The 19,970-nt window shown below is 58.0% G+C and carries 18 protein-coding genes and 1 pseudogene; 14 read left to right on the top strand and 5 right to left on the bottom strand.

The annotated features are described in order from the left end of the window. The 4 genes and pseudogenes from E8K88_RS18175 to rpsL form a co-directional block, all read right to left on the bottom strand. Window positions 1-82 (bottom strand): annotated as a pseudogene (locus E8K88_RS18175) (GTP-binding protein); the annotation flags it as partial. 162 nt (window positions 83-244) lie between these two features. After that, window positions 245-2,353, bottom strand: coding sequence for an elongation factor G (gene fusA, locus E8K88_RS06600; RefSeq protein WP_136405851.1), 2,109 nt, complete (start codon window positions 2,351-2,353; stop codon window positions 245-247). Between the two features lie 87 nt (window positions 2,354-2,440). Continuing rightward, complete coding sequence (gene rpsG, locus E8K88_RS06595) at window positions 2,441-2,914, bottom strand: 30S ribosomal protein S7 (RefSeq protein ID WP_136405850.1); 474 nt, start codon at window positions 2,912-2,914, stop codon at window positions 2,441-2,443. A gap of 200 nt (window positions 2,915-3,114) precedes the next feature. Further along, window positions 3,115-3,492 (bottom strand): 30S ribosomal protein S12, encoded by a 378-nt coding sequence (rpsL, locus tag E8K88_RS06590; protein WP_136405849.1) that lies wholly within the window; start codon window positions 3,490-3,492, stop codon window positions 3,115-3,117. A 508-nt stretch (window positions 3,493-4,000) separates the two neighbouring features. Here rpsL and E8K88_RS06585 point away from each other — a divergent pair. From E8K88_RS06585 to E8K88_RS06535, 11 genes are all read left to right on the top strand, one after another. Beyond that, entirely contained in the window at window positions 4,001-5,203 is a 1,203-nt protein-coding gene (locus E8K88_RS06585; RefSeq protein WP_136405848.1) for an aspartate aminotransferase family protein, read from the top strand. Between the two features lie 64 nt (window positions 5,204-5,267). After that, window positions 5,268-6,215 carry an ornithine carbamoyltransferase gene (gene argF / locus E8K88_RS06580; protein ID WP_136405847.1) on the top strand — a complete coding sequence of 316 codons (948 nt, stop codon included), beginning with the start codon at window positions 5,268-5,270 and terminating at the stop codon, window positions 6,213-6,215. A 408-nt stretch (window positions 6,216-6,623) separates the two neighbouring features. After that, a complete protein-coding gene (locus E8K88_RS06575; protein ID WP_136405846.1) occupies window positions 6,624-7,322 on the top strand; it encodes a GntR family transcriptional regulator in 699 nt (232 codons plus the stop codon). Between the two features lie 112 nt (window positions 7,323-7,434). Beyond that, a complete protein-coding gene (gene ilvD / locus E8K88_RS06570) occupies window positions 7,435-9,156 on the top strand; it encodes a dihydroxy-acid dehydratase (RefSeq protein WP_136405845.1) in 1,722 nt (573 codons plus the stop codon). Next, window positions 9,153-10,040 carry an NAD(P)-dependent oxidoreductase gene (locus E8K88_RS06565; RefSeq protein ID WP_136405844.1) on the top strand — a complete coding sequence of 296 codons (888 nt, stop codon included), beginning with the start codon at window positions 9,153-9,155 and terminating at the stop codon, window positions 10,038-10,040. Before ilvD ends, E8K88_RS06565 begins: the two co-directional genes overlap by 4 nt. Before the next feature lie 4 nt (window positions 10,041-10,044). Next, entirely contained in the window at window positions 10,045-10,863 is an 819-nt protein-coding gene (locus tag E8K88_RS06560; RefSeq protein ID WP_168797263.1) for a hydroxypyruvate isomerase family protein, read from the top strand. Continuing rightward, window positions 10,863-11,801: an NAD-dependent epimerase/dehydratase family protein gene (locus E8K88_RS06555; protein WP_168797262.1), complete on the top strand. Its 939-nt coding sequence runs from the start codon at window positions 10,863-10,865 to the stop codon at window positions 11,799-11,801. The genes E8K88_RS06560 and E8K88_RS06555 overlap by 1 nt, the downstream gene beginning before the upstream one ends. A gap of 317 nt (window positions 11,802-12,118) precedes the next feature. Beyond that, window positions 12,119-13,171 carry a TRAP transporter substrate-binding protein gene (locus E8K88_RS06550; RefSeq protein ID WP_136405841.1) on the top strand — a complete coding sequence of 351 codons (1,053 nt, stop codon included), beginning with the start codon at window positions 12,119-12,121 and terminating at the stop codon, window positions 13,169-13,171. Window positions 13,172-13,259: 88 nt separating this feature from the next. Further along, window positions 13,260-13,739, top strand: a complete 480-nt coding sequence (locus E8K88_RS06545) for a TRAP transporter small permease (RefSeq protein WP_136405840.1) — start codon at window positions 13,260-13,262, stop codon at window positions 13,737-13,739. Then, the gene (locus E8K88_RS06540; RefSeq protein ID WP_136405839.1) at window positions 13,736-15,031 is read left to right on the top strand and encodes a TRAP transporter large permease; all 1,296 of its coding nucleotides are present in this window, start codon (window positions 13,736-13,738) and stop codon (window positions 15,029-15,031) included. Before E8K88_RS06545 ends, E8K88_RS06540 begins: the two co-directional genes overlap by 4 nt. 501 nt (window positions 15,032-15,532) lie before the next feature. Beyond that, complete coding sequence (locus E8K88_RS06535; protein ID WP_136405838.1) at window positions 15,533-16,876, top strand: MFS transporter; 1,344 nt, start codon at window positions 15,533-15,535, stop codon at window positions 16,874-16,876. Between the two features lie 101 nt (window positions 16,877-16,977). Here E8K88_RS06535 and asd read toward each other — a convergent pair whose 3' ends face one another. Then, window positions 16,978-18,105 (bottom strand): aspartate-semialdehyde dehydrogenase, encoded by a 1,128-nt coding sequence (asd, locus tag E8K88_RS06530; RefSeq protein ID WP_136405837.1) that lies wholly within the window; start codon window positions 18,103-18,105, stop codon window positions 16,978-16,980. 501 nt (window positions 18,106-18,606) lie between these two features. Between asd and rpsF the strand changes: the two genes are divergently transcribed. The 3 genes from rpsF (at window position 18,607) to rplI (ending at window position 19,834) form a co-directional block, all read left to right on the top strand. Beyond that, a complete protein-coding gene (rpsF, locus tag E8K88_RS06525) occupies window positions 18,607-18,984 on the top strand; it encodes a 30S ribosomal protein S6 (protein WP_136405836.1) in 378 nt (125 codons plus the stop codon). Between the two features lie 101 nt (window positions 18,985-19,085). Continuing rightward, window positions 19,086-19,367: a 30S ribosomal protein S18 gene (gene rpsR / locus E8K88_RS06520; protein ID WP_136405835.1), complete on the top strand. Its 282-nt coding sequence runs from the start codon at window positions 19,086-19,088 to the stop codon at window positions 19,365-19,367. 14 nt (window positions 19,368-19,381) lie between these two features. Continuing rightward, window positions 19,382-19,834 (top strand): 50S ribosomal protein L9, encoded by a 453-nt coding sequence (gene rplI, locus E8K88_RS06515; protein WP_136405834.1) that lies wholly within the window; start codon window positions 19,382-19,384, stop codon window positions 19,832-19,834. Window positions 19,835-19,970 lie beyond the last annotated feature (136 nt).

Genomic DNA, 19,970 nt, shown 5'->3' with positions numbered 1-19,970 from the left:
GAGTGGTTTTACCGTGGTCAACGTGACCAATAGTACCTACGTTAACGTGCGGTTTCGTACGTTCGAACTTTGCTTTTGCCATTGTGATTCCTTTGAATTAAAGAACATGCCCGTGATACGGTTTTAGGTCTGCATCAAACTGCCTGATCTCACGCCACGGGCAACATCGAGGGCGCTTGATCGCAGACCGGTCCCGTATGCAGCGCGACTCAGCGCACTGCATACAAAAGACCAAAAGAAACATTTATTTAGCGCGTGCTGCAACGATGGCATCAGCCACGTTTTTCGGCGCTTCGGAGTAGTGTTTGAACTCCATTGTGTAAGTGGCACGACCTTGGGTCATCGAGCGCAACTGGGTCGCATAACCAAACATTTCAGACAGAGGTACCTCTGCTTTGATGTTTTGACCACCGCCGACAATCGCTTCCATACCTTGAACCATGCCGCGGCGTGAGGACAAGTCACCCATCACGGTACCAGCATAGTCGTCAGGTGTTTCGACTTCAACGGCCATCATTGGCTCCAGAATCACCGGCTGGGCTTTACGCGCACCCTCTTTGAAACCGAAGATAGCAGCCATCTTAAACGCTTGCTCGGACGAGTCCACATCGTGGTAGGAACCGAAAGTCAAACGCACTTTCACGTCCACCACTGGGTAGCCAGCCAGAACACCGGATGTCAGGGCTTCGATCACGCCTTTTTCAACCGCAGGGATGTATTCGCGAGGAACCACACCACCTTTGATTTCGTCGACGAATTCAAAGCCTTTACCTGGCTCTTGTGGCTCCAATGTGAACACCACGTGACCGTACTGGCCTTTACCACCGGACTGACGTACGAATTTACCGTCTACATCGGCCACAGTCTTGCGAATCGTTTCGCGATACGCCACTTGTGGCTTGCCTACGTTGGCTTCAACGCCGAATTCACGCTTCATGCGGTCAACGATGATGTCCAAGTGCAACTCGCCCATACCTGCAATGATGGTCTGACCAGACTCTTCATCAGTACGCACGCGGAACGATGGATCCTCAGAGGCCAGGCGCGACAAAGCAATGCCCATTTTTTCTTGGTCAGCTTTGGTTTTAGGCTCAACCGCCTGTGCAATCACAGGCTCAGGGAACACCATGCGCTCCAACACGATTGGAGCGGCGGTGTCACACAAAGTCTCACCAGTTGTCACGTCCTTCAAACCCACGCAAGCGGCGATATCACCAGCGCGAATCTCTTCGATTTCAATACGCTCGTTCGCGCGCATTTGCACGATACGGCCAATACGCTCTTTTTTGCCTTTGGTGGCATTGAGAACCGTATCGCCCTTGGTCAGCACACCCGAATACACGCGCACAAAGGTCAGCTGGCCCACAAACGGGTCAGTCATCAATTTGAATGCCAAGGCAGAGAACTTCTCGTTGTCATCGGCTTTGCGTGTGAGTTTGTGCTCTTCGTCATCTGGATCAGCACCGGCCACGTCTGGAATGTCCACAGGCGATGGCAGGAAGTCCAACACCGCATCCAACATACGCTGAACGCCTTTGTTTTTGAACGCAGAGCCGCACAGCATTGGTTGGATTTCAGTCGCAATCGTGCGTTGACGCAAGCATGCAATGATGTCTTTCTCGGACAGGTCACCCTCTTCCAAGTATTTGTCCATCATCGCTTCGCTGGCCTCTGCAGCCGACTCAACCATCTTCTCGCGCCACTCTTTGGCCGTGTCGAGCAACTCAGCTGGAATGTCTTTGTACTCAAACTTCATGCCTTGGGATGCTTCATCCCAAATAATGGCCTTCATTTTGATCAGGTCGACCACGCCTTCAAAACCATCTTCCGCACCAATTGGGATTACCACTGGCACAGGATTGGCTTTCAGACGCAGTTTCATCTGCTCGACTACTTTGAAGAAGTTCGCACCAGTGCGGTCCATCTTGTTCACAAAAGCCAGACGAGGCACTTTGTGTTTATTGGCTTGGCGCCACACAGTCTCAGACTGTGGCTGCACACCGCCCACGGCGCAATACACCATCACAGCACCGTCCAACACGCGCATCGAACGCTCAACCTCAATCGTGAAGTCGACGTGGCCAGGAGTATCAATAATGTTGATACGGTATTCTGGGCGAGACATGTCCATGCCTTTCCAGAATGCGGTCACCGCGGAGGAGGTGATCGTAATACCGCGCTCTTGCTCCTGCTCCATCCAGTCGGTAGTCGCTGCACCGTCATGCACTTCACCGAGTTTGTGAGTCACACCGGTGTAAAACAAAATGCGCTCAGACGTTGTGGTTTTGCCCGCGTCAATGTGGGCAGAAATACCAATATTGCGATAGCGCTCAATGGGGGTCTTGCGTGCCATAAGGAGTTACTCCAAAAATCACCAAAAGCCCGCCAGCGTAAGAAACCGCCAGGTCGGGCTTGAGGTCTGAAAAAAAGAAAAGTCAGATCAGAAGCGGAAGTGGCTAAACGCCTTGTTAGCTTCAGCCATGCGGTGCACTTCATCGCGCTTGCGCATCGCACCGCCACGGCCTTCAGTCGCCTCAATCAGCTCGTTAGCCAAGCGTTGAGCCATGGATTTTTCGCTGCGCTTGCGGGCAGCTTCTTTGATCCAGCGCATGGACAAAGCCAAGCGACGAACAGGACGCACTTCAACAGGAACCTGGTAGTTAGCACCACCAACACGGCGGGACTTCACTTCCACGATCGGTTTGACGTTATTGATGGCGGTCGTAAACACTTCCAGCGCATCTTTGTCTTTTTGCTTCTCACCAATGATGTCCAAGGCACCATAAATGATGCGCTCGGCCACCGCTTTTTTGCCGCCTTCCATGATCACGTTCATGAATTTGGACAGCTCTACATTGCCGAATTTTGGATCCGGCAGGATCTCACGTTTGGGAACTTCGCGACGACGTGGCATTTTTCACCTCAAAACATTTGCTTCAGTTGGCTTGCGCCCTGCAGCACCATCGAGGTACTGCACTTACTCGGCCCCAGTCACAACTGACTGAATTGGGCCACTACGCCCATCTGCTCGTCAAAACAGACAGACACCGTAAAACAAAACTATGACAAAACCGGGACAGCCCTAGAGCGAACCGGAGAAAAACAAAAAACCAATTAGGCTTTCTTAGGACGCTTAGCACCGTATTTGGAGCGCGACTGCTTGCGGTCTTTCACGCCTTGCAAGTCGAGCGAACCGCGCACGATGTGGTAGCGAACACCCGGCAAGTCTTTCACACGACCGCCACGAACCAGCACCACGCTGTGTTCCTGCAGGTTGTGGCCTTCACCGCCGATGTACGAAATCACTTCAAAACCGTTGGTCAAGCGCACTTTGGCCACTTTACGCAGAGCGGAGTTTGGTTTTTTCGGAGTTGTTGTGTACACACGAGTGCAAACGCCACGGCGTTGTGGGCACTCTTCCATCGCAGGGCTCTTGGACTTAACTGTCTCAACAGAGCGCCCTTGACGGACTAACTGATTGATAGTTGGCATTGAATCGAGTTCCTAAACGTGATTTCAAAACAGTGCTTGAAACCCAAACGCCTTGTGCAAGCAAAAATACACACAGCGCCAAGGCCCCAAGCGTTTGCCCCTGCCGCTGGCGTCTAGCGCGCCAGCCTCAATCAACCAGCAGCGCCCAAAAACCCATAGCAAAAGCAAATTCTCAACCCACAATAAGGCTGAAAAGCCGGCAATTATCCCACGACTTTGGCCCGCTCGCAAGTGGCCCCTATGGTTCAGACAAACCAAGTCGCCTGCATTGTCGCCTTTCTGCGACGAGCAGCCCATTCAACGCCCCGTTAAAGATCCGCTCTCCCAAGCACCCGCAAGCCCCCGCATGCCTGCTACACACCCCATCCGTTATTGCATCTCGCATGGCAGCGCCCTGACACTACGCCAATGGACGCCCAGTTCGCCAACACCTGCAAATAGATTGGCAAACAAGGCGAATGCCTCGCATAGAATGGCTCTTTTGCCACACAGCTGAAGGAGCTACGCTATGAGCCACGATGCCCCCGTTGCATCCCCCCATGTCATGAACACTTACGGCCGCGTCAGCATCGCGCTGGAGCGAGGCCAAGGCGTGCGAGTATGGGATACCAACGGTCGAGAGTATCTGGATGGCCTCAGCGGCATCGCGGTCAACACGCTGGGTCACAACCACCCCAAGCTGGTGCCGGCCCTGCAAGACCAAGTGGCCAAACTGATTCACAGCTCCAACTACTACCATGTACCTGGTCAGGAAGAGCTGGCCAAGAAACTGGTTGAGCTATCGGGCCTGACCAATGTTTTTTACTGCAACTCAGGCCTTGAGGCCAACGAAGCAGCGCTAAAGCTCGCACGCAAACTGGGCAATGACCGCGGCTACAAACAGCCCAAGGTCGTAGTTTGCGAACACGCCTTTCATGGCCGCTCACTGGCCACGCTGTCGGCCACTGGCAACCCCAAAATTCACGCCGGCTTTCTGCCCTTGGTCGAAGGTTTTATCCGCGTGCCGCTCAATGACATCGAAGCGCTCAAAGCCATCACGGCCAACGAGACTGAAATCACGGCGGTATTTTTTGAAGTCATCCAAGGCGAAGGCGGCATCCACCCCGCCCGCATCGAATTCTTGAAGCAAGTGCGCCAATTGTGTGACGAGCGCAACTGGCTGATGATGCTCGATGAAGTGCAATGCGGCATGGGCCGCACTGGCAAATGGTTTGCCCACCAATGGGCTGACATCAAACCCGATGTCATCGCCCTGGCCAAAGGACTGGCTTCTGGCGTGCCTATTGGTGCCGTCATCGCCGGCCCCAAAGCCGCCACCATTTTCCAACCTGGCAACCACGGCACGACCTTCGGTGGCAACCCGCTGGCCATGCGCGCAGCCGTGGAAACGATCAAGATCATTGAGCAAGACCAGCTGCTGGACAACGTCGTCCGCGTCGGTGCGCACTTGCACAAAGCGCTGCGTGAGCGTTTCAGTGCGCTGCCCGAATTTGTAGAAATTCGTGGCGAAGGCCTGATGATCGGCATTGAACTCAATCGCTCCTGCGGCGCCTTGATCCAGCAAGCGGCGGATGCAGGCCTGTTGATCAGTGTCACTGCTGATCGCGTGATCCGACTGCTGCCCGCCTTGATCATGACCGAGCAAGAAGCCGACGAATTGGCCGAGCGCCTTTTGCCTGTCGTCAAACAATTTCTCGCCCAGCCGCAATAACCGCCCGGCGCTTGGCCCCGCTTTTAGCGCCGCGGCCAGCGCCTCGCCCCCCAAAAGGTTAGCCATGAGCACCATCAAACACTATCTGCAATTCAGCGATTTCAGCGCCGAGGAATACACCTATCTGCTCGCTCGCGCCGCCCAGCTCAAGCAGATGTTCAAGCAATACACCAACCACAAAACCCTCAGCGACCACACGCTGGCGATGATTTTTGAAAAAGCCAGCACCCGCACACGCGTGAGCTTCGAAGCCGGCATGTACCAATTGGGCGGTTCGGTCGTGCACCTGACGACCACCGACAGCCAACTGGGCCGCTCTGAGCCAATTGAAGACAGCGCGCGGGTGATCAGCCGCATGGTCGATTTGGTGATGATCCGCACCTACGAGCAAACAAAGCTGGAGAAATTCGCTGAATTCTCACGTGTGCCAGTCATCAATGGCCTCACTAACGAATTCCACCCCTGTCAGATTCTGGCCGACATCTTCACCTTCATCGAAAACCGCGGCTCGATCAAAGGCAAGACCGTGGCCTGGATTGGCGATGGCAACAACATGGCCAACACCTGGTTGCAGGCAGCGCAGTTGCTGGATTTCAAACTCCATATCAGCGCGCCTAACGGCTACGAGCTGGACGAAAAACTGGCGCTGGGCGCCAAGGCCGATCCAGCCCACTTTCAGACTTTTGAGAGCCCGCAAGAAGCCTGCATTGGCGCGCACCTGGTGACCACCGACGTCTGGACCTCGATGGGTTACGAGGAAGAAAACGCCAAGCGCATGAAAGCCTTTGCGAACTGGAAAGTGGATGCGGCAATGATGGCCCAGGCGCAGGCCGACGCCTTGTTCATGCACTGCCTGCCCGCGCACCGCGGCGAAGAAGTCGATGCCGATGTCATCGATGGGCCGCAATCGGTCGTCTGGGACGAAGCAGAAAACCGCATGCATGTGCAAAAAGCACTGATGGAATACCTGCTGATTGGCAAGCAAGGCAGCCCCGCCACCTTGGTGGGTTAAGCCGGGAGCAACTCTGCCAATTCTCGCTGCTGGGATGCGCGCGGTCTTTTGATAGGCTTGCGTGGCAAGTCAGTCCAGGCCGCGCTCGGGCCATCGCAGAGCGCCGCGCTGAGCCTCCCAACCCATGGGATGCATCCACGCAGCCCCCCTCCTTTGAATGCCTGTGCAACTGGCTTGGCTCGCCAGGCCAATTGCACAGGCATTGTCGTTTTCGCGTGCATTCACGCAGTACGCAGCTAAGGGCAAGGGCAAGCCAAGTGCTGCACCAACAAGCCCATCATCCTGCCAAGTCAGCGCGGCACAGCCACCACGCCCCCTTTCACACGGATCAAGGGAAATCCCTGCGTGACAGTTCGCACAATGTCTTTATGATCTTTGATCAAACATCAAAAATCTAAAGATTTGACCATGCAGCCACTCCAGCAGCGCGACAGCGACCCAGCAGATTATTCGCCCTTGCTCAAACCGATCAGCCCAACCTCGGTCAACGATGCGGTTTACCAAACGCTGAGCCAGCGGCTCATCTACGGCGTCTACCAAGCGGGCCAAGTGCTGGGCATTCAGGAGTTGGCCGACGACTTGCACACCAGCACGATGCCGGTGCGAGAAGCCTTGCGCCGCCTGGTCGCGCAAAAAGCGCTGGAGCCGATGCGCAGCCGCTCGATGCGCGTGCCGCTGATCACCGCAGATCGCCTGCTCGACCTGCGCCGCGTGCGCCTGCTGGCTGAAGGCCAGGCGATTGAATGGGCTTGCGCACAGCTCGATGCCGCCGCGCTGAGCACGCTCGAGGCACTGGCCATTGACATCCAGCGCGTGCGCACAGACCTGACCGCCAGCCTGGCGCTCAATCTGCAGTTTCACTTTTTGATTTACCGCGCAGCCCACTCACAGGTCTTGCTGGCGGTGATTGAGAACCTGTGGCTGCAATCGGGCCCTTACCTGCGCGCTGCACGCGAGCAATGCGGTATTGAACGGGAGGCGGTCGATGACCACCACCACGCGATTGTTGCCTGCCTGCGCGCGGGCGACAGCGAAGGCGCCAAACAAGCCCTGCAAGCCGATATCAGCTGGCCATTTGACCAGTTGTGCAATCGCCCATCAGATTGACGCGCAGCCAGACAGCTGCCAGTGCATTCCTACGCCAGCCAGCGCCTCGCGCGCGGCAGGCGCAACTGAACAACAAGCCATTCAAGCAAGCCCACGATAGAAGGAGACAAACATGCTGCACAAACACCGTTCGCGCATGGTCACAGAAGGTGCTAGCCGCACCCCCCACCGCGCATTCCTGCGCGCCACTGGCATGGACGATGCCGCGCTGCAAAAGTCCTTTGTGGGCATTGTCAGCACCGCCGGCGAAAACACGCCCTGCTCCATGGCGCTGGGCACGCAAGCGGACAATGCCCGACTGGGCGTGGCCGAAGGCGGCGGCGTGCCCATCATGTTCTCCACCATCTCCGTCTCGGATGGCACCTCGATGAACCACCTGGGCATGCGCATGAGCCTGATCTCACGCGAGACCATCGCCGACAGCGTCGAGCTGGTGATTCGCGGTCACGCCTATGACGCGCTGGTCGGCTTTGCCGGCTGCGACAAAACCCTGCCCGGCATCATGATGGGCATGGTGCGCACCAATGTGCCTTCGGTCTTCGTCTATGGCGGCGCCATGCTGCCAGGCCACGGCCCCGATGGCAGCGAGCGCACAATTCTGACAGCGATTGAAGGCGTGGGCCGCTACCAAACCGGCCAAATCACCCGCGAGGAGTTGCGCGGCATTGAATGCAGCTCCAGTCCCACAGCGGGTGCCTGCCCCGGCCAATTCACCGCCAACACCATGGCGATGGTGGGCGAGGCACTGGGCTTGTCACCACTGGGCACATCGATGCTGCCGGCCGTGTACAGCCAGCGCCTGGCAGTGGCGCGGCAAGCAGGCTTGCGTGTGATGCAGATTCTGGAGCAAGGCGGGCCACTGCCACGCGACCTGGTCACCCGCAAAAGCCTGGAGAATGCCTGCGCGATTGTTGCGGCCACTGGCGGCTCGACCAATGCGGCCTTGCATATCCCTGCGATTGCCAACGAAGCCGGCATCCGCTTCACACTCAAGGACGTCGGCGAGGTGTTTGAACGCACGCCGCTGGTGGCCAATCTGCAGCCCGGTGGCGTGTACCTGGCCAAAGACTTGAACCGCATTGGCGGCGCGCCTGTGGTCTTCAAATCCTTGCTGGCTGGAGGCTACCTGCATGGCGACTGCCTGACTTTGACGGGGCAAACGCTGGCCGAAGCACTCGAGGATTTTCCCGAGCCCGACGGGCAAATCGTCATGCCCTGCAGCCAAGCCCTGCACCCGACTGGTGGCGTAGTTGTATTGACCGGCAATTTGTGCCCAGACGGTGCGCTGCTGAAAATTGCCGGTCTCAAACAACTGCAATTCACCGGCAAAGCACGCGTTTTTGAGAACGAAGAAGCCTGTATGCGCGCCGTTTCCAACCAGCAATACCACGATGGAGAGGTGCTGATTGTGCGCAACGAAGGTCCCGTAGGCGGCCCCGGCATGCGCGAAATGCTCAGCGTCACCGCAGCGATCTATGGCCAAGGCAAGGGCGAGTCGGTCGCGCTGCTGACCGATGGGCGCTTTTCTGGCGCCACGCGCGGCATGTGCATTGGCTATGCCAGCCCCGAAGCCGCCGCTGGCGGGCCAATCCGGCTGGTGCGCGACGGCGATTTGATCCACATTGATGCCGTTGCCGGGACGCTGAACCTGGAGATCAGCGCCGCCGAATGGGCCCAGCGCGAGGCCGAACCGCTCACCCATGTGCAAACGCGCAAACCATTGGGCGGCGCGATGGAGAAATACGCGAAGCTGGTCGGCCCCGCGCACGAGGGCGCAGTCACCCACAGCGGCGGCGTGCAATGGCAGTACGAAACACCGGAGCAAGACGTATGAAGCTCGCACTGTGTGGCCTGGGTCTGATGGGAGCGCCACTGGCCCAGCGCCTGCTGGCAGCTGGCCACCAGCTGCGTGTCTGGAACCGCTCGCCTGCCAAAGCCCACGCCTTGGTCAGCGCCGGTGCCGTGGCCTGCGCCACACCGGCCGAAGCCGCGCAAGGCGTCGACGGTGTACTGCTATGCCTGCTCGATGCAGCAGCGGTTGAGCAGGTGGTGTTTGGCCCAGATGGCCTGACGCAGACGGCTGGCTGGCAGTGGCTGGTCGACCACTCCAGCATCAACCCCGACACGACCCGCGAACTGGCCCAGCGCCTGCGCGCTGGCCATGGCGCGCAATGGCTGGACGCACCGGTCTCCGGCGGCGTCGCTGGCGCCCAAGCGGGCCAGCTCGCCATCATGGTGGGCGGCGATGCCGCTTTGCTGGCACAGCTAGAAGCCACGCTCAAGGCTTACGCAGCCAACGTGACCTGGCTGGGCCCCGTCGGTGCCGGCCAAACCGCCAAGCTCTGCAACCAAGTGATTGTCTCGGCCTGCGTGGCCGCCGTGGCTGAAGCTTTGAGCCTGGCGCGCCAAGCGGGCGTGCAAGCCGAGCGTTTGCCAGCCGCGTTTGCCGGTGGCTGGGCCGACTCAGCACCGCTGCGCGTGTTTGCTCCGCGCATGTTGCAAGCACCGGACAACGTGCTGGGCACAGTCGCAACCATGCTCAAAGATGTAGACACGGTGATGGCCCAGGCACAGGCACGGGCCGTGCCGATGCCGGTGACAGCGAATGTGCAGCAAAGCCTGCGGCAAGCCGTCGCCATGGGACTGGCAGAGGCCGATTTATCGGCCGTGGTTTGCATCAGCCACCCAGCCAGCCAAGCCGATTTCGCAAAGGAGTGATGCCATGCCCATGCAACTTGCCGCCAACCTGAGCCTGTTGTTCGAGCCCGCTACCGCCTGGCCCGAACGCTGCGAACGCGCCGCCGCCGCCGGCTTTCGCCATGCAGAAATTCTGTTTCCCTACGATCGCGCAGCGACCTACTACGACGCGGCATTGCGTCAGGCAGGCCTGCAAGCCATTCTGATCAATACCCCGGTTGATGACCATTTTGGGCTGGCAGCGGTAGATGGTGCAGAGAACCAATTCAAGCGCGACCTGCAGCGTGCCATGGCCACCGCCCAGGCGCTGGGCGCCACAGCCATCCACGTGATGGCCGGTCAAGCTTCGCCCCAGCACCGCTTGAGTGAATCGGTGTTACTGGCCAATCTGGAATGGGCCTTGCGCCAGGTCGAAGGCACCGGGCTGGTGCTGATGCTCGAAGCGCTGAACCGCCACGACATCCCGCACTACCTCTACCACGACCCACACGAGGTCCACCGGATTGTGCAAAGTTTTGCACACCCCCAGCTGCGCCAGCAGTTCGACATCTACCACAGCCTGCGCGAACAGCTGCCTCTGCTGGCCACACTGCAAGCCTGTCGCACCGCCATTGGCCATGTGCAAATCGCCCATGGCCCATTGCGCAGTGAACCCAAGCTGCAGGAAGACGGCATCGCCCAGGCACTGCATGCGCTGGTCGCCACCGGCTACGACGGTTTCCTGGGCTGTGAATACCGCCCAGCCCACAGCTTTGAAGCCGGTCTTGCATGGCTAAACCCTTTGCAACAGGACGGCACGGTCACCCCATTGGCGCCACACCCCTCTTTATCAGGAGAGCACTGATGCGCATACTTATCACCGGTGCCAACGGTTTTATTGGCCAAGGTTTGGTGCAGGCCTTGTGTGAGCAAGCGCTGCCAATCACCGAGATCATCGCCAACGACATCAACCTCAGTGGCCTGAGCACAGGCGACGCGCGTCTGCGCCGCGTGACCGGCCCACTGGATCAGCCAGACATTCTGGCGCAGTTGCTGGCCCAACCACTGGACTGGGTGTTCCATTTGGCAGGCATCACCAGCAAGCGCGCCGAAGAAGACCTGGCACTGGGACTGGCGGTCAATGTGCACAGTTCAATGGCCTTGCTGGCAGGACTGGCCGCGCAGCAACAACCGGCACGCCTGGTATTTGCCAGCTCGATTGGCGTGTTTGGCGTGCCACTGCCTGCACGGGTTGATGACGACACACCAATTGCCCCAACCATGAGCTACGGCGTGCAAAAACGCATGATCGAGCTGCTGGTGGCCGACTACGCCCGGCGCGGTCTGGTCGATGGCCGCACGGTGCGTTTGCCCGGAGTGCTTGCCAGGCCGCAGCAATCGATCCGTCCGCTGTCAGCGTTCTCCAGCGACATCCTGCACTGCCTGGCCGCAGGCCAGCGATTTACCTGCCCCGTTTCGCCACAATCGACCAATTGGCTGCTGTCACGGCCATGCTGCGTGGCCCAACTGATCCATGCGTTGCAATCCGATGCCGCGCACTGGCCCAGCAGCCGCGCCGTCACGCTGCCCGCCCAACGCCTCACCACCAATGCGCTGGTGCAAGCGCTGGAGCAACACCTGGGCCGTCCACTGGCCCATTTGGTGGACTGGGCACCAGTCCCTGAAATAGAAGCTCAGTTTGCCAACTGGCCAGAGCTAGACACACCCGCAGCCAACGCGCTGGGCTTTGTGCATGACGGCAGTGGCCAGCAACTGGTGGCCGCAGCCTTACAAACGGCTTAGAACGTGTTTACGATCTTTTCACAGTCGCGCAAGGCACAAAAAAGAGGCAGTGCAAGGCGCCTGTTGCAGCTCATACGTGTGTATGAGCAAAACGGGTAACGCCGCAATGCGCTTTTTTGTGCCTTGCCCTTAGTGTTGGAGCCCAAAAGGCGCACTGCTTTGTTAAAAATCCTCGCCGGGCAGATAGCCCGACTGCGGTTTTTGCCGCGCATTGCATCCTTTTGGGCTCCAACGCGGTCTGCGAAAAGATCGTAAACACGTTCTTAGACGCATTGCCCCCCTGAGATTTTCACTCAAGCATAACGAAGGAGACACCCATGACCATCTGGAAAAAACTAGTCCTTACCGCAAGCATCGCCATCGGCATGGTGATGCCGCTGAGCAGCCACGCCGAAACCGTCGAGTTGACGGTCTCATCATGGCTGCCGCCCACCCATTCACTGGTCGCAGGCTTTATCGTGCCGTGGATGGCCGAAGTCGAGAAGGAAACCGAAGGCCGAGTCAAACCGCGCCTGCTGCCCAAAGCCGTCACCAATGCCGCCGGCCACTACGACGCAGTGCGCAATGGCCTGGTCGATCTGGCCTTTATCTCGCACGCTTACTACCCCGGCCGTTTTGAGCTGACCAAGCTGGGCACACTGCCACTGACCGGCGAGCACGGTGAAGCCCGCTCGGTTGCGGCCTGGCGCATTTACGACAAATACCTCAAAAGCGCAGGCGAGCACCGCGGCGTGCAATTGCTGGGCATGTACGGCCATGGCCCGGGAATGGTGATGTCGGGCAAAAAACCCGTGCGTCAGATTGAGGATTTCAACGGCCTCAAAGTGCGCCTGGGCGGCGGCATGGCCGCTGATGTGGCCAAGGTGCTGAACGTCAACGCCGTGGTCAAGCCCGCGCCTGAGTCCTACGAGCTACTGAGCACAGGCGTTGTCGATGGGGTATTTCTGCCGGCTGAATCGCTGGTGGCATTCCGCCTGGATGAGGTCGTGCAATCGATCACCCGCTTTCCTGGCGGGCTGTACGGCGACTCGCACGGTTTCATCATGAACGAGCGCAGCTACAAGAAGCTGAGCGAGCAGGACCGCGCCATCATCGATCGCCTCTCCGGTGAGCATCTAGCCCGCCTGGCAGGCGCCGCCTGGGGCGGCGCGGACAACAAATCCCTGGCACTGGCCAAAGACAAAGGGATTGAAATCATTGATGCCGATGCCGCACTGGTAGAGGCCGTGCGAGACCGCACTGCGCCCTTTGAGCAAGCCTGGTTGGATGCGGCCAGCAAGCACAACATCGACGGCCCGGCCGTGATGGCCGAATACCGCAGCATGCTCCAAGAGTTGGATGCGGAAATTGCCGCACGTCCAACCGAATAAGCCATCGCCCACGAGCCCATCCGCAGCCAGCACGCTTGAGTCGCTGGCCTGCTGATGGGGCTGCCTGGGCCCTACAAGGAATCAACAGATGGACGCTTTTTTAAACAAGCTGGCCTGGATAGTGCGCCGCATTGCCGAGGTGGCGATGTTTGCAATGATGCTGCTGACGCTGCTGGATGTGGTGGGTCGTTACCTGCTGAGCTACCCAGTCAAAGGCGCAGTCGAGCTGACCGAGTTGCTGATGGTGGCCGTGATTTTCTCAGGCATCTGCCTGTCTTCGGCTGCGCGCGCGCATGTGACGGTCGATTTGATCGCGATGGCGCTCAATGGCCGCCTGCGCTTTGCCCAGCGCCTGCTGGGCGATGTTATCTCGCTGGCCATCATGGGCTTGCTGGCTGCTGTCAGCTGGAGCAAAGCCGCCGAGATCGCCGACTTTGGTGACCGCACGGCCGTGCTACTGATGCCCATTGCGCCAGCGGCTTACTTCATGGCTGTGATGCTGAGCCTGACCACGCTCTACCACCTGGCCCAATGCATCGCCACCGTGCGCCAAGGAGTTCGAGCATGACTGAAGCACTGATTGGTTTTGCCGTGATGCTGCTACTGATCATGCTGCAGGTGCCGGTGGCCTTTGCAATGGCCGCTGTCGGCCTGGGTGGTATGGCCTTGATTCGCAACTGGGATGCAGCCTATGCGATGGCCGGCTCAATGGTCTACGAAAGTGGTTTCCAGTACACCTTGTCGGTACTCCCGCTGTTTATTCTGATGGGCAATTTCATCACGCAAGCCAAACTCTCCAAGGACCTCTATGGCGCAGCCCACGCCTTTTTAGGCCACAAGCGCGGTGGTTTGGCCATGTCGACGATTGTGGCCTGCGGCGGCTTTAGCGCAGTCTGCGGCTCCAGCTTGGCCACCGCTGCGACCATGTCCAAAGTCGCCTACCCGGAAATGCGCCGCTTTGGCTACGATCCGGGGTTGGCCAGTGGCTCCATTGCGGCCGGCGGCACTTTAGGTATTTTGCTGCCGCCATCAATTGTGATGGTGGTGTACTGCATCCTGACCGAGCAGAGCATTGGCAAGATGTTTGCTGCGGGCCTGCTGCCAGGCATCCTGGCGGTAGCCTTGTACTTGCTAGCGGCCAAATGGGTCACATGGCGCCGCCCAGAAGCTGGCCCATCGGCCGGTGAGCGCCTGGGCTGGGGTGCGCGTCTGCATGCCCTCAAACAAGTCTGGGGCATATTGTTGCTGTTTGGCGTGGTGATGGGCGGCATTTACGGCGGCGTCTTCACCTCCACCGAAGCCGCAGGCATTGGCGCAGTAGGCGGCATGCTGTTTGCATTGCTGCGCGGCACTTTGAACTGGCGCGGCCTGTCCGAGGTGTTGGTCGAATCGGTGCGCACCACAGGCATGCTGTTCATGATTTTGATTGGCGCGATGTTGTTTGCCAACTTCATCAACTTCACCTCACTGCCCGATGACCTGAAGAATCTGGTGATGCGCTGGGAACTCAATCCATTTGCAGTCATCCTGGCCATTTGCGTGCTCTATATCATTTTGGGCATGGTGCTCGAGAGCATGTCGATGATCTTGCTAACGGTGCCAATCTTTTATCCGCTGGTGCAATACTTGGGTTTTGATCTGATCTGGTTTGGCATCATTGTCGTCGTGGTCACCGAAATCAGCTTTATCACCCCGCCCTTTGGTATGAATGTGATTGTGCTGCGCAGCCTATTGCCCGAGGTGCCGATGCGCACCATGTACCGCGGAGTGATGCCATTCGTAGTAGCTGATTTGGTCCGCCTTGGTGTGTTGATTGCGTTTCCTGTTATCTCGCTGTTTTTGCCGCGTTTTCTGGGCTGATGGGATGGCTGTGCATCACCATCGCACGACTGCCTGCAAAGCGCCTTGGCACACGCATTCAGTATTTACCCTATAATCGCTGAGCCATGAAGACCAGCACTCTCCTGATTTCGATTAACACCCTACCGGCTTTCGGGCTTGGTAGGTGCCAATCGCGTTCCCGCTGTTGAGAGACAGCCCGTCAGCTGATTCGTTGATCTTCCAAAAAAGCCCGCAAGCCATCTGCTTGCGGGCTTTTTTTTTGGCACTGATGACCAAGCTCCCTGTTTCGATAGACGCTCACAACCGCCTTTGCCATGACACACCCAGCGCTTTGGAGCCCGCCTGCACCCCGGCAGCCATCTTGCCGTTTGCACCCGCTCTGCTGCAACGCCCCATGCGCTCCGCTCAACCCGAGCCGTTTTGGTGTCGCCATTGGCAAGACCAGAGTCAACGCCTTCGCACTCCCTCCTGGAGCTGTCATGCATACCACCGCTTGATGCCAATTTGCAAGGACTCACCATGAGCAATCCCCCATCGACAGCCACAGCTGCCGCGCCACGTTCCTTGGGACGTGAAGAATACAAAACCCTCTCACTCTCCGCCTTGGGCGGCACGCTGGAGTTTTACGACTTCGTCGTGTTTGTGTTTTTCTCGGTGGCCCTGGGCCATCTGTTTTTCCCACCCAGCATGCCCGACTGGATGGTGCAGCTGCAAACCCTGGGCATTTTTGCCGCCGGTTATCTGGCCCGCCCGGTCGGCGGCATTGTGATTGCGCACTTTGGCGACAAGCTCGGGCGCAAGCGCATGTTCTCACTGTCGATTTTTCTGATGTCCGCACCTACGCTGATCATTGGCCTGCTGCCGACCTATGAAAGCATTGGCATTGCCGCACCACTGCTGCTGCTGGCGATGCGGGTGCTGCAAGGCGCAGCCATTGGCGGCGAAATGCCAGGCGCCTGGGTGTTTGTAGCCGAGCACGTGCCTGCCAAAAACTTTGGCTTTGGTATTGGTGTGCTGACCTCGGGCATTTGCGGCGGCATTTTGCTGGGCTCGCTGGTGGCCATTGCGATCAACCACCAATTCTCCACCGACGAAATCCACGCCTGGGCCTGGCGCATCCCGTTTATTTTGGGCGGTGTGTTTGGCCTGTTGTCGGTGTATTTGCGCCGCTTCCTGTCGGAGACACCAGTCTTCAAAGAGCTGGAAGCTACCCGCGCTGTCGCCAAGGAATTGCCGGTCAAAACCGTGCTGCGCGAGCACCGCGCTGCCAGCCTGGTGACCGCGGCCATGACCTGGTCGTTGTCGACTGCAGTAGTCGTGCTGATTTTGATGACCCCGGTGGTACTGCAAAAAGCCTACAAGATTCCTGCCACCACGGCGATGCAGGCCAACTGCATCGCCACTTTGCTGCTGGTGATTGGTTGTGCAGTGTTTGGCTGGTTCTCCGATCGCTTTGGCACTGGCAAAGCCTTGCTTGTCAGTTGGGGCGGTTTGGCACTGAGCACCTACCACTTCTTCAGCAGCCTGCCAGGCATCAGTGATGGTCAACTGATGCTGAACTACGGCGTGATGGGCTTTTTCGTTGGCGCGATTGCGACGATGCCGATTGTCGGCGTGCGTGCTTTCCCACCGGTGATTCGCTTCTCAGGCCTGTCCTTCTCCTACAACGTCGCCTATGCCATTTTTGGCGGCCTGACCCCAGTGCTGACCCAGATGTGGCTGCAGCATGACCGCATGGCCGCAGCCCATTACGTGACTGTGGTCAGCGTTTTGGCAATGGCACTGGCTTTCGTGCCTGTGGCCACCAAAGGCTGGACGGCACTGGCCAACAAAACCGCTGGCCGTAATGCCCAAGCGCAGTAAGCCCTCAATATAGACATAGAAAAAAACCACTGGCCCCGCAAAGGTCCAGTGGTTTTTTTTCTGCCATCAGCGGCCTTCGGGCGCGCTGATGCTCTGCGCCTTTAGTCGACCAGAATACGCAGCATGCGGCGCAGTGGCTCGGCAGCGCCCCACAGCAATTGGTCGCCAATCGTGAATGCGCCCAGGTAGTCGTCACCCATGGCCAGTTTGCGGATACGACCCACCGGGATAGTCAACGTGCCAGTGGTGGACACAGGGGTCAGATCACGGATAGTGGCTTCCTTGGTGTTAGGCACCACTTTGACCCACTGGTTGTCGGCAGCAATCATGCCTTCGATCTCGTCCAGCGGCACGTTTTTCTTCAACTTGAACGTCAAAGCCTGGCTGTGGCTGCGCATTGCGCCAATACGCACGCAATAGCCATCCACCGGAATGGCTGCCGAGCCAAAACCGTCGCCCTGGCCCAGAATCTTGTTGGTTTCAGCCATGCCTTTCCACTCTTCACGGCTGACGCCATTGCCCAGATCGGAATCGATCCAAGGAATCAACGAACCACCCAGCGGCACCAGGAAGTTGGCGGTTTCTTCGGCAGTCAACGCGCGTTGCTTGGCAACAATCAGGCGGTCGATTTCCAAAATTGCGCTTTTCGGGTCTTGCAACAAGCCGGCAACTTCGCTGTTCAACGTGCCAAACTGGGTCAGCAGCTCACGCATGTGCTGCGCGCCACCGCCCGATGCGGCTTGGTAGGTCTGGGTGCTCATCCACTCGACCAGACCGGCTTTGTACAAAGCGCCCACGCCCATCAGCATGCAGCTGACGGTGCAGTTGCCGCCAACCCAGGTGTTGCCACCATTGGCCAGCGCATTTTTGATCACTGGCATATTGACCGGATCGAGGATGATCACCGAGTCTTTGTCCATGCGCAGCGATGAAGCCGCATCAATCCAGTGGCCAGTCCAGCCAGCGGCACGCAGTTGGGGGTAGACAGCTTTGGTGTAATCGCCGCCCTGGGCGGTGATGATGATCTCGCACTTTTTCAGCGCTTCGATGTTGTAGGCGTCTTGCAGTGTGGTTTCGTTCTTGGCCTGGGCTGGGGCTTTGCCGCCAGCGTTGGAGGTCGAGAAAAACACCGGCTCAATGACGTCGAAGTCGCCTTCGGCCTGCATACGGTCGATCAATACCGAGCCGACCATGCCGCGCCAGCCGACCAGTCCTGTGAGTTTTGCCATGATGGGAATGCCTTTACAAAAATGAATTGCAGAAAAAAAAGACTTTTCCTGCTCCGGCTCGTCTGGCCGGTATTTTTGCGGGCAGGACGATCCGGAGCTGTTTAGCCCTTAATCGTCTTAGTTGTGATGGTGGTGCACATGCAGGCGCACGCGACCACACTGGCACTGGCTTCGTGAGCAGCGTTGGTGTGGGCAGTAAAAAGGTGCAGCATTGGCATGACGGCGCAAAGTATAGCCATTAATACGCGCCCTGTATAGAGTGCCCATCAATTCATTGGGCCGCCAGCTGCTGCTGGCACGCACTTTGTGGGTTGGCAGCAAGCAGCGCACAAGCCTCGCCATCTAGCAGCCCATCCCAGCCTGCAAGCGCTGCCCCAAACACCATCCCCATGCCAAATAATTAGACAAGGGGAGGGTATGCAGATATAATGCGCGGTTTCCTTGCCACTTTTCGCTGTTTGACGCTGCGGGTGGCAGTTCATTCCATAAGGGAGTTCAACGATGCGTCACTACGAAATCATTTTGCTGATCCACCCCGATCAAAGCGAACAAGTCCCAGCAATGCTGGAGCGTTACAAAGGCATGATCGTCGAAGGCGGCGGCAAAATCCACCGTGAAGAAGACTGGGGCCGCCGTCAACTGGCTTACCCAATCAACAAGCTGGTCAAAGCGCACTACCTGTGCCTGAACATTGAAGCCAGCCAAGCCGTGATGGACGAACTCGACCACGCGTTCCGCTTCAACGATGCAGTGCTGCGTCAATTGACAGTGCAAAAGAAAAAAGCTGATACAGGTCCATCTTCGATGATGAAGACAGTTGAGCGTGAAGAAGCACGCAAAACTGCCCAAGCCGCTGAACAAGCAGCCCAAAAGGACTGATCACTTTGTCTTGAGGCCTCTGTTGCCTGGCTGCCCGCACCGTTTGCCGCGCTAGCCCACAGCCCTCATTTTTGCATTCACGATTTCATCAGGAGCCAATCATGGCCGGACCAAAACGTTTCAATAAAGACCGTCGCCCAAAGCGCAACAACCAAAACCTGCTGTTTCGCCGCAAGCGTTTCTGCCGCTTCACAGTGGCCGGCGTAGAAGAGATTGACTACAAAGACGTCGATACTCTGCGCGACTTCATCGCCGAAAACGGCAAAATCATCCCTGCTCGCTTGACAGGCACTCGCGCTATTTACCAGCGCCAACTGAATACGGCTATCAAGCGTGCACGCTTCTTGGCTTTGGTGCCGTACACCGACCAGCACAAAATCTGATAGGGAACGACACCATGCAAATCATTCTTTTGGACAAAGTTGTCAACCTGGGCAACCTGGGTGAAATCGTTACTGTCAAAGACGGTTATGCGCGTAACTTCCTGATTCCTACAGGTCGTGCACGCCGCGCCACTGCTGCTGCCAAAGCCGAGTTCGAAGCACGCCGTGCCGAGCTGGAAAAAGCTGCCGCAGAAAAGCTGGCCCAAGCACAAGCTGTGGGCGAGAAGCTCAACGGCCAAACCCTGCGTTTGAGCCAAAAAGCCGGCGTGGATGGCCGTTTGTTTGGCTCCGTGACCAATGGCGACATCGCTGCTGAGCTGGTTAAACAAGGCTTTAACGTGCACAAATCGCAAGTGCAATTGCCAAACGGCCCTATCAAGGTCGTTGGCGACAGCACGGTGATCGTGGCCTTGCACACCGACGTGAACACAGAAATCACTGTGGCTGTCTACGGCGAAACAGCCTAAATTCTCTGGGGGCTGCCACCGAGTCTGCTGCACAACTTCCCAGAAGTGCATCGCCGGCTGGCACGGCCAACCAGTTCAAAAAAAAACCGCCTCACAGGCGGTTTTTTTATCGGCTCAGCCATGGGCCACCCGAGTA

The organism is Lampropedia aestuarii (genome assembly GCF_004803635.1).
GTDB classification, from domain to species: Bacteria; Pseudomonadota; Gammaproteobacteria; order Burkholderiales; family Burkholderiaceae_C; genus Lampropedia; species Lampropedia aestuarii.
This window is presented reverse-complemented; position numbering and strand designations above follow the sequence as displayed.

Coding starts and splice junctions, on each gene's coding strand:
- fusA (WP_136405851.1), bottom strand. CDS start 2,353: ATGGCACGCAAGACCCCCATTGAGCGCTATCGCAATATTGGTATTTCT.
- rpsG (WP_136405850.1), bottom strand. CDS start 2,914: ATGCCACGTCGTCGCGAAGTTCCCAAACGTGAGATCCTGCCGGATCCA.
- rpsL (WP_136405849.1), bottom strand. CDS start 3,492: ATGCCAACTATCAATCAGTTAGTCCGTCAAGGGCGCTCTGTTGAGACA.
- E8K88_RS06585 (WP_136405848.1), top strand. CDS start 4,001: ATGAGCCACGATGCCCCCGTTGCATCCCCCCATGTCATGAACACTTAC.
- argF (WP_136405847.1), top strand. CDS start 5,268: ATGAGCACCATCAAACACTATCTGCAATTCAGCGATTTCAGCGCCGAG.
- E8K88_RS06575 (WP_136405846.1), top strand. CDS start 6,624: ATGCAGCCACTCCAGCAGCGCGACAGCGACCCAGCAGATTATTCGCCC.
- ilvD (WP_136405845.1), top strand. CDS start 7,435: ATGCTGCACAAACACCGTTCGCGCATGGTCACAGAAGGTGCTAGCCGC.
- E8K88_RS06565 (WP_136405844.1), top strand. CDS start 9,153: ATGAAGCTCGCACTGTGTGGCCTGGGTCTGATGGGAGCGCCACTGGCC.
- E8K88_RS06560 (WP_168797263.1), top strand. CDS start 10,045: ATGCCCATGCAACTTGCCGCCAACCTGAGCCTGTTGTTCGAGCCCGCT.
- E8K88_RS06555 (WP_168797262.1), top strand. CDS start 10,863: ATGCGCATACTTATCACCGGTGCCAACGGTTTTATTGGCCAAGGTTTG.
- E8K88_RS06550 (WP_136405841.1), top strand. CDS start 12,119: ATGACCATCTGGAAAAAACTAGTCCTTACCGCAAGCATCGCCATCGGC.
- E8K88_RS06545 (WP_136405840.1), top strand. CDS start 13,260: ATGGACGCTTTTTTAAACAAGCTGGCCTGGATAGTGCGCCGCATTGCC.
- E8K88_RS06540 (WP_136405839.1), top strand. CDS start 13,736: ATGACTGAAGCACTGATTGGTTTTGCCGTGATGCTGCTACTGATCATG.
- E8K88_RS06535 (WP_136405838.1), top strand. CDS start 15,533: ATGAGCAATCCCCCATCGACAGCCACAGCTGCCGCGCCACGTTCCTTG.
- asd (WP_136405837.1), bottom strand. CDS start 18,105: ATGGCAAAACTCACAGGACTGGTCGGCTGGCGCGGCATGGTCGGCTCG.
- rpsF (WP_136405836.1), top strand. CDS start 18,607: ATGCGTCACTACGAAATCATTTTGCTGATCCACCCCGATCAAAGCGAA.
- rpsR (WP_136405835.1), top strand. CDS start 19,086: ATGGCCGGACCAAAACGTTTCAATAAAGACCGTCGCCCAAAGCGCAAC.
- rplI (WP_136405834.1), top strand. CDS start 19,382: ATGCAAATCATTCTTTTGGACAAAGTTGTCAACCTGGGCAACCTGGGT.